General features: G+C 41.8%; 10 protein-coding genes. 7 read left to right on the top strand and 3 right to left on the bottom strand.

Annotated elements, in window-relative coordinates:
- Positions 1-16: 16 nt before the first annotated feature.
- Positions 17-991 carry a hypothetical protein gene (locus HWQ58_RS37430; protein ID WP_292873777.1) on the bottom strand — a complete coding sequence of 325 codons (975 nt, stop codon included), beginning with the start codon at positions 989-991 and terminating at the stop codon, positions 17-19.
- A 145-nt stretch (positions 992-1,136) separates the two neighbouring features.
- Positions 1,137-1,583, bottom strand: a complete 447-nt coding sequence (locus tag HWQ58_RS37435) for a hypothetical protein (RefSeq protein WP_292873779.1) — start codon at positions 1,581-1,583, stop codon at positions 1,137-1,139.
- Positions 1,584-1,953: 370 nt separating this feature from the next.
- On the opposite strand from HWQ58_RS37435, the gene HWQ58_RS37440 reads away from it, so the two are divergent.
- The 3 genes from HWQ58_RS37440 (at position 1,954) to HWQ58_RS37450 (ending at position 4,910) form a co-directional block, all read left to right on the top strand.
- Positions 1,954-2,901, top strand: a complete 948-nt coding sequence (locus tag HWQ58_RS37440; protein ID WP_292873781.1) for an RpoD/SigA family RNA polymerase sigma factor — start codon at positions 1,954-1,956, stop codon at positions 2,899-2,901.
- Positions 2,902-3,054: 153 nt separating this feature from the next.
- Entirely contained in the window at positions 3,055-3,303 is a 249-nt protein-coding gene (locus HWQ58_RS37445; RefSeq protein ID WP_292873783.1) for a hypothetical protein, read from the top strand.
- Between the two features lie 230 nt (positions 3,304-3,533).
- Positions 3,534-4,910: a hypothetical protein gene (locus tag HWQ58_RS37450; RefSeq protein ID WP_292873785.1), complete on the top strand. Its 1,377-nt coding sequence runs from the start codon at positions 3,534-3,536 to the stop codon at positions 4,908-4,910.
- Positions 4,911-5,043: 133 nt separating this feature from the next.
- Here HWQ58_RS37450 and pyrC read toward each other — a convergent pair whose 3' ends face one another.
- Entirely contained in the window at positions 5,044-6,072 is a 1,029-nt protein-coding gene (pyrC, locus tag HWQ58_RS37455) for a dihydroorotase (protein WP_292873787.1), read from the bottom strand.
- 31 nt (positions 6,073-6,103) lie between these two features.
- Between pyrC and HWQ58_RS37460 the strand changes: the two genes are divergently transcribed.
- The 4 genes from HWQ58_RS37460 (at position 6,104) to HWQ58_RS37475 (ending at position 8,663) form a co-directional block, all read left to right on the top strand.
- A complete protein-coding gene (locus HWQ58_RS37460) occupies positions 6,104-6,316 on the top strand; it encodes a hypothetical protein (protein WP_292873789.1) in 213 nt (70 codons plus the stop codon).
- Positions 6,317-6,349: 33 nt separating this feature from the next.
- Positions 6,350-6,490: a hypothetical protein gene (locus tag HWQ58_RS37465; protein ID WP_292873791.1), complete on the top strand. Its 141-nt coding sequence runs from the start codon at positions 6,350-6,352 to the stop codon at positions 6,488-6,490.
- A gap of 86 nt (positions 6,491-6,576) precedes the next feature.
- Positions 6,577-6,951: a hypothetical protein gene (locus HWQ58_RS37470; RefSeq protein WP_292873793.1), complete on the top strand. Its 375-nt coding sequence runs from the start codon at positions 6,577-6,579 to the stop codon at positions 6,949-6,951.
- Positions 6,952-7,118: 167 nt separating this feature from the next.
- A complete protein-coding gene (locus HWQ58_RS37475) occupies positions 7,119-8,663 on the top strand; it encodes a hypothetical protein (RefSeq protein WP_292873795.1) in 1,545 nt (514 codons plus the stop codon).
- The last annotated feature ends 11 nt before the right edge of the window (positions 8,664-8,674 follow it).

An 8,674-nucleotide genomic window follows, 5' to 3' on the forward strand; every position in this document is an offset into this window, starting at 1 on the left:
CGTATTCATAACGTGTCTACAGGCGTTGAACCCTCGTAAATTGGCAAAGGTATTGAGTAATACAAGGGATTTCGCTGGAGTCAGCCGGAACTTTGTCGATCACTGTAATCCGAGTGTCGATTTGTGTACCATGTTTTGAGTACACCTTGCCGTTAACCCCGACCGACATTAAAACTCGTGCAAAATCCTGCCACTTAACAAAAGTCTCTCGCCAAGTAGGATTATTGGGAGAGAACCAATTGGCTGTGATTGTTACCAGCCGCCCACCGTCAGCCAGTCTTTGCAATGCCGAGTTGATGTGGCGAGGAGTTGCGTCGGGGTTGCGACTGTTGATTTTGGGAGATGCACAGAAAGGTGGATTCATCAAAACAACAGAGGGCTGAGTCTTGCCAACCAGATAGTCGTTAATTTGTTCCGCGTTTACAGAGAATAGCGGTGTACCTGGAAACAACCGACGCAGAATCTTCGTTCTATCGGGTGCAAGCTCGTTGAGCATCAGACTTGCACTGTGCAATTTAGCCATTTGTGCCAATAGACCAGTTCCGGCACTTGGCTCCAAAATCAAATCATCAGCCTTTATAAATCCTGCTTTGGCTACTAGATAAGCAAGCGGCAGAGGGGTGGAGAATTGCTGAAGCTGTACTGACTCTTCACTACGCCGTGTTTGGGTTGGGCAGAGGGCTGTTAATTCTTCTAATTGTTGCACAACCACTTGAGGTTGTTGTGATAAAATCCTAATTCCCAGATGACGCAGATATAAGATTTGCGCTACTTCCACTGCTTCGTAAGCGTCTTTCCACTGCCACGCACCGGACGCAGCACTGCCTAGAAAATAGCGATTCATCTGAGCTTGAACAGTTTTTGTAGAGAGAGGGCGATTATCTATTAAAACTTTTGCAAGCTCTTGGGCAACATTAATAACTGACTGCCCATAATCGATTACTGTTTGCAAATCGAATAAAGAACCTTGAGTGAAAAGTTGCTGTACCATTGCATCACTCACAATATTATTTTTTCACTATTGCTATGGCGAAGCCTTTCTCTTATTAAGAAATGAGGCAAGTAATTGCCTCATTTGAACTTTTGAACCTTCCAAGATTTATTCTTAGGTGATCAGCCGAGGCTTAAAAAGCGAATTAGCCAGCTTTACGAGGTCTGCCTGGCTTGCACTTGTCTGAAGAATTTACATCAGCCTTTTTAGTTTTCGGTGACTTGTTGGCAGTATTGTTAGCTTTATTTGAACGAGTAGTACGTTTTGGTTGTGGTGAAATTTCTTTAACTGGAGGCAGTAATCTCAATGTAGGGAATGAGAGAATAACTGCTTCATTACTTGTGCGATAAACAACTTCATCATCTAACGCCCAAGGATCTGGCAATTTTTCAAAAGTCATCGCTTGTGGTGTGATTACTTGTGATACTAATGGGATTGTAGAAGCAGCTATATTTAGATTGCTAACCAAAACCACATTACTAGCATAAGCAGCCGATACAAATAGTCCATTAATGAACTGGAATATAACGAGAGTAACGAATGCCCAAAAGATGACTTCGATTGTCAAAGTGAGTAGAGATTGCATATCCATGATTGTTTCTCAACTAAGTATTTGTAATTTTCAATTGATTTACGCAAAGCGTCTTCGAGCCTTGTCCAAATGTGAAGCGAATTTGAACATATCCTCTCTTCAAGAGAGGACTTCACTCTAAATTTAGCGTAGCGTATCTTTGATTTAATCTAACTAAATTTCTTTATTACTTTAAAACTTAGTTGCAAAATAAAGTAGGTTTTAGTATTTACCTATTTGAAGATTTAAAGTATTATATTTATAAAAATATTTCCCAAAAATAAACATTGGGTGAAGTCTATGGTTAAGATTTGATTGGTTAGCTAATTCTGGAAATAAAAGATTCTATTCAAACGAAAAATAAAAGTAGTCGTCACAATTAATTGAAAGTATGCCCAGCCCAACTACCGACTTAGTTCGTTCCTACTTAAAAGAAATCGGACGCTATCCTCTGCTAACTCCTGAGCAAGAAATTACAAATGCTAGGCTTGTACAGCAGATGATGGCGATTGAAGAACAGCGCTCAAGCCTCGCACTTCAACTAAACCGACAACCAACGGCAAGAGAATTAGCTATCTCGTTTGGGCAAAGCGAAGCTGAAGTAGAGTCAATCGTTCAACAAGGCCAAAAGGCTAAACAGAAAATGGTGACAGCGAACCTGCGGCTAGTGGTTTCTATTGCTAAGAAATACCAGAACCACAATTTAGAATTCCTCGATTTAATTCAGGAAGGTACACTAGGTTTGCAAAAAGGGGTAGAGAAGTTCGACCCTAACAAAGGCTACAAACTATCAACCTATGCTTATTGGTGGATTCGTCAGGAAATCACACGTGCAATTGCAGAAAAATCTCGTACTATTCGATTGCCAACTCACCTAACTGAAAGACTTAATAAAATTAAAAAAGTACAGCGAGAAAGCTTTCAAAAGCTTGGTCGCTATGCTACTGTCACCGAAATTGCTGAAGAATTAAATTTAAAGCCTAACCAGGTTCGAGAATATCTCAGTGTCTCGAAGCAGCCAGTTTCTCTGGATTTGCGTGTGGGAGACAATCAAGACACCGAGCTATTGGATATCTTACCTGATGAGAGCATTTCCTCAGACGAACGGCTCACCAAGGAACTGTTGCGCCTTGATTTGAATAATCTGCTGGCATCCCTACCCCCTATACAACGAGAAATACTAACTCTACGTTTTGGGCTAGAGAATGATCATCAACTGAGCTTAACTCAAGTTGGCGATCGCCTTAACTTAAGTCGAGAACGAATTCGCCAGCTTGAACATAAAGCGCTCTCTATTCTTCGCCGTCAAAAAAGTGATATTAAGGAGTATCTTAATTAGAATGATTTCCACTTCTACTATCATCGCAGACGTAAAGGTAATATTTCCCCAAGGCAATTATCCTTGTTTTAATCATGAAGATGATGCTCTGGTTATACTATTAGTCAAAAACAAGAAACTATATTTATAAATAGCAACTTAAAAAACTAATCAATGCCCAGCAAAACTATTGAAGTCCGAGAGTACACCGTCAGAGCGCACAAACGGGAAATTCATACTCGCGTTTTTAACTTTGTGTGTAAGCAGTGCGAACAACCCACACAACGAGAAACTTTTGGTGTGCGACCGCTTTACTGTGAAACATGCCGTCCGCCACAAGCACCCAAGAAATCAGTAGTCCCTCTCAAGAAGAGAAAACCCAGAGCTATGACTTACAAGAGTGATGTCAATTTGGCAAAATAATTTGAGAACACTTTTAGAGCAAACAAGATGCCTTCTAAGTAGTTATTCTAAAAGCATCTTGGATGTGTTTTTAGCAATGAAAACGATTTCATTGCTATTATCGATGTATTGATACCGTGATGTTGTACATATTTAGCTAGCGGCAGATTTGACGAGCTAGTTGCATCAGGATCAACAAAAAAATGTACTGATGGTACAAGGGATAGCGGTTTTGGTGAAATTAAAAGTTTATGGATAGTCAATCACAATTACAGCCTCCTCCTGAAACCTTTCTTGCTCCCCTGTTGTCATTACGAGACTATTATGCTCCGATTGTGGAGAAGTACGAAAAGTTATACATACAAGCTTTAGCAAATCTCAATCACGTAGAAGCATTGTTGTCTGTCTGGTCTGATAACGGTCAGAAGCCAACCCTGGAGGTGATTAATCAGCCAGTTGCTTCTAGTTTAGAAAACTTGCCCCTCGAGGATAACGATTTCACGCCAGAGCCAAAAGTCAACTTGGTAAAGCCTGTTAGTTCTCAACTGCCTCTAACAGAGAATTCGTCTTCTGCAAAGCAATATATTAAAGCACCGATAGTCATTAGTGAGTCAGCCCTTCTTGCTTTAGAAAATTTATCGTTGATTAACAGCGATGCCTATGATGATCTGCGCCTACGCACTCCTGAAGTGTCAGTCAACTTGGTAGAACCTATCAATTCTGAGATTGCTCCAACAAATGATTTAGAGTTAGAAACTCCATTCCCAGAATTTCAAAATATCGAGATGCCTTTAATAGTAAATGAGGTAGTTACAGACATACCCGAAGATAATTCGTTACCAGTAAATAGCGATAACATTACTGAATCCGAAGTGAAGTTGGTAGAGCCGAGTCAGGCTGAAGCCTTACAAACAAATAATTTAGAAATAAATGAATCATCCTCGACATCTGGTGAAGCCGACGAGCCACCAGCGCCAACATCAAAAGAGATAGAGACACAACAAGAAACTTTAGAGAAATCCCTCTTGTGGTCAGAAATTCCAATGTTGCCGGAATATCAATCTCTCAACCGCACCGAAGCGATCCTAAAGGTATTGCAAAAACACAAGGGTACTGTATGTCACATAGATTTTGTGGTGCGATCGCTCTATGGTGATTTAGAACCAGATATTTTCAAACTAGTAAAGGGCAGAGTTCAATCTACATTAACTTATGGCAGAGAAAGCGGTAAATGGTCGCTTGTTCCTGGTAAACCAGGTTCTTTTACCCTAGATTTAAAATTGCTTAACTCGAATCGTACTAGTCCTTTTAAGAAGAGCAAAAACAGAAAACCTGACCCACAGGCACAAACTAATAGTGTACCAATGCAAGGAGAATTTTCCGGGCAGTTTTTGATTGATGCGCTGACCTCTTTGTTGTCACAAAATCCGGGTAAAGTTTTCAATGTGACGGAAATTATCGAAGAATTATATGGAGAACTTGATCCATCAGATGTCATAGAAGTAAAGCCCAAAGTCCTGAACGAATTATCGCGAGGGCATCGCACAGGAAGATTTTCAAGAGTACCTGAAGAAATCGGACTTTATACCTGGGACTCAAAGTTATTGCAACAGGTAAGTGCTAGCTAAAATATTATGTCTTATCTACAATCACCACTTAAAATAGAAGATTCGCAGACTCAAATTTGAGCCAGGATTCAAATTACTCGTTGGACTAAGCTAACCGACAGGATTCCACAACGGCTGATGCACAATGCAAATGTCATACCATTTGCCATGTCATTTCCTGCCCCGCCCCCAAAGGTACAAGCCCAGATTCCATAAATGGAACTTCATCAGGAACGCGCCAAGTCGTTTTGGACAAGGTAATTCGCTCGGTATTACGCGGCAGTTGATAAAAATCTGGGCCATAGAAGCTAGCGAATGCCTCCAGTTTATCCAGGGCTTTCACGCTTTCAAATGCTTCGGCATACAACTCAAGGGCGTGCAGAGCCGAAAAGCATCCCGCGCAGCCACAGGAACTTTCTTTGCTGGTGCGGGTATGGGGAGCGCTATCGGTACCTAGAAAAAACTTCGGATTCCCCGATGTTGCCGCTTGCAACAAAGCCTGACGATGCTCCTCCCGTTTCAAAATGGGCAGGCAATAAAAATGGGGGCGAAGGCCGCCTTTGAACAGGGCATTACGGTTAAACAACAAATGTTGTGGCGTAATTGTTGCCGCGATGGTGTTGGCAGACAGGACATACTGCACCGCATCGGAGGTGGTGATATGCTCAAGCACCACCCGCAGGTTGGGAAATCGCTGCTTGAAGGGGATTAAATGTCGCTCGATAAACACCTTCTCGCGATCGAACGTATCAACATCGTTATCGGTCACTTCCCCGTGCAGTAATAACGGCATGTCCACCTGCTGCATCGCTTCAAAGACGCGATCACCCTTCCGAATATCCGTCACACCGGAGTCTGAGTTGGTCGTTGCACCGGCTGGGTAGTACTTGAGCGCTTTGATAAACTGGGATTCTTTCGCCCGCAGAATGTCGTAGGGGCTGGTGTTGTCGGTGAGGTAGAGAGTCATCAATGGCTCAAACTGTTGTCCCTCTGGAATGGCGGCGAGGATGCGATCGCGATAGGCTGCCGCATCTGCCACCGAGCGGATAGGGGGCTTCAAGTTCGGCATGATGATCGCGCGGGCAAACTGACGCACCGTGTAGGGCAGAACCGCTTTCAGTGCTGCACCGTCGCGGAGATGCAGATGCCAATCGTCAGGTCGGGTGATGGTAAGCTTTTGCATCCTTTCATTATAAAACGGCAACAAGGGCCTCATGAAAATAGGGGCGATCATCCAGATATGGTATGGGGCGATCGCTACCTATGATACTGCACTCAAGTTTGCTCCTAATGACCTCAAAACTCTTAAGCGCAAGGGTTTCGCTCTCGAAAAGCTGTCCGAGCTACAGTTATCTCAACAGCATTATACAGAGGCTATTAAGGCTTTAAAGCAAGCGATCGGCTATGATAGTGCCTTTTCTCGATAGCACAGTGATGCAATTGATATTAGTTATCACGGAATGATGATTGAAAGATTAGCCGAACTATACTTAACCAACAAGCAGTATACAGAAGCATTCGCAACTTATCAACAAGCACTTGCTACTTATGAAACTGCCATTCAACATCTTGAAGTGGCAGACACACTTGGCAAGCAATAGTTTATTGGTCTAATACCAAGCTTGGGTGTAAATCAAGCCATCCATTCAGTCCAATGCGGCGCATCTGTCACCAGTTGAGCAAACTTTTGAGAGCAAGCGTCTTCAAACTCCAGCATCACGCCGCAACTTCAGGCGTAACCCCTTCCATCCTTGAGCTTCTTGCGTTTCGAGACTATGGTAAGATTCAAGACTATGCAGGAGAAACTTGGTTGACGCTCAAACAGGATTTACTGCAAACACTGCAAAATCAGCCAGATTGGGGAATAGGAGAAGCGCAAGTCGATATTTTCCTCCATGAAGGATTAATTGATGATGCAATTAAAACAGTAGAGAGAGATACTTACTATGATTCCAAACTGGTTCATCGAGTCATGGATGCAGCAGTTTCCCATCGTGCAGATTGGGTAATTGATAACGCAAAGCAGACGGGCAGAACCAATTATGGAACAAGGAAAAGCTGACCGTTATGACGCTGCGGTTAATTGGCTAAAAAAAATCAAAGCTGGTTATATTCAACTAGGGCAAAAAGCTGAATAGTCTGCTTATCTCTCAAAATTAGAAGCGGCTCATGGACGTAAACGTAAATTAATGAAATTATTTAAAGAACTGAATTAATAGTATGATTAATTTGGCTAATGATACCACGAAATTGCAAACAAAACTCGCTCATATATACTTCGAGTTACATCCTTCCTTACAAAAAATTATTCAGTTATTTTCGCTAATTTATGCACCGATAGACAAAAATTCCTTCGTAAGTTGTCTTAGCAAAACTGGTGCTTTAGATGAAAAGAATAAACCTTGGGGTACTAAAACCCTTAGTCCCCAGATTGATAAATTGTTAAAAGCAGGCTTGTTAGTACAGGAGAGCAGACAAGGTGCTGAATGTCATCCGTTACTCACAGAAGTAGCTACTCGCCATGCTGTACAAACAGGACAGTTTGAAATCCTCGTCACAGCAGTAGAGGAGAAGCTACCAATACGTACTCACTGGAACAGAGATTCTCGGATATTCTACAATTTACGCCAGTGTATCAGAGAAATCCGCATTGGTATTTATCGTCAAGACCTTAGTTTTATTAATCAGCAAATTGAAGATTACCAGAAGTACAGTGATAGCGAAGAGAAAATAGTAATAGAAAATATCTTTGAGCAGATATACAATAATCCATTTGATGCAGATTGGTTTAAGACCCTACCACTTGGATTATATGAAAGTGGTATATCAAGTATCCTCTTCAATTCAGCCTTAAAATTATCTGCTTCGGAAGATGCGTTGACGCTGCTAGAAGAATGCTCTAACAGTAACAGTGAAAAACATTGCTCAGATTATCTACATCTGATTTTGATAGAACAACTGTTGTTACAGGGTTGTACCCAAGAAGCACAAGAAAGTCTGGAGCGTGTATCAAATGAATATCAAAATAACGCTGCGATCTTTTGGGGTTGGTTAAGTTTTCTGCGGGGTGAAAATGAACAAGCCATCAAATATTATAAAGATGCCTTGAAAGCGATCAAGAAGGCTACAGGCAAACGCCAAATATATTTCAATACAATTGGGGGCTTATTTTTCATCCTCGCACTTTTAAAAGATGGTTCAGTGCAACGTCTCAAAGAAGCAGAAGAGTATACCAGTTTGATGTCCCGTCAAGGGGATCATTGGCTCAGGTTCACTTATGGCAGACTGAACATGGTATTGCAAGTTCAGCTTGGCGATATTACCCAAAAACAATTTGTAGTCAGTGGTCATATTTCTTCCGTGGAAGAAGAAAATAGCTTACAAACATTGTTTTGTTCACTATGCCTTTATTGGATGGATGCAGAAAGTGCTAAAAAACGCTTACCTAATTTACTAGAACCACTATATCGGCGATCGCTGGTCTCCGGTTATCACTGGTTGGCAATGGAAACCGCAGAACTCCTATCCAGGCTCAAACCAAGTAGTAACTATAATAAACTTGCTCCCGCACTGCGAGAAGATAGCAACTTCCATTCCATCGTAGACTTAATTCGACCCCAAGAAGCTTGGGAAATGTGCCTCAATGCCCTGGCAAATCTCCAATCAAGACCACAAACATCCCTAAAACCAGAATTGGAACTGCGTTTAGCATGGTTCATCACCTTCTATCCTAGCGTGGTAAAATTCACTAGAGAAGACGACTCTCTAGATTAGCTAAGTAAGCC

This window comes from Nostoc sp. LPT (assembly GCF_017115165.1).
Classification (GTDB): Bacteria; Cyanobacteriota; Cyanobacteriia; order Cyanobacteriales; family Nostocaceae; genus Nostoc.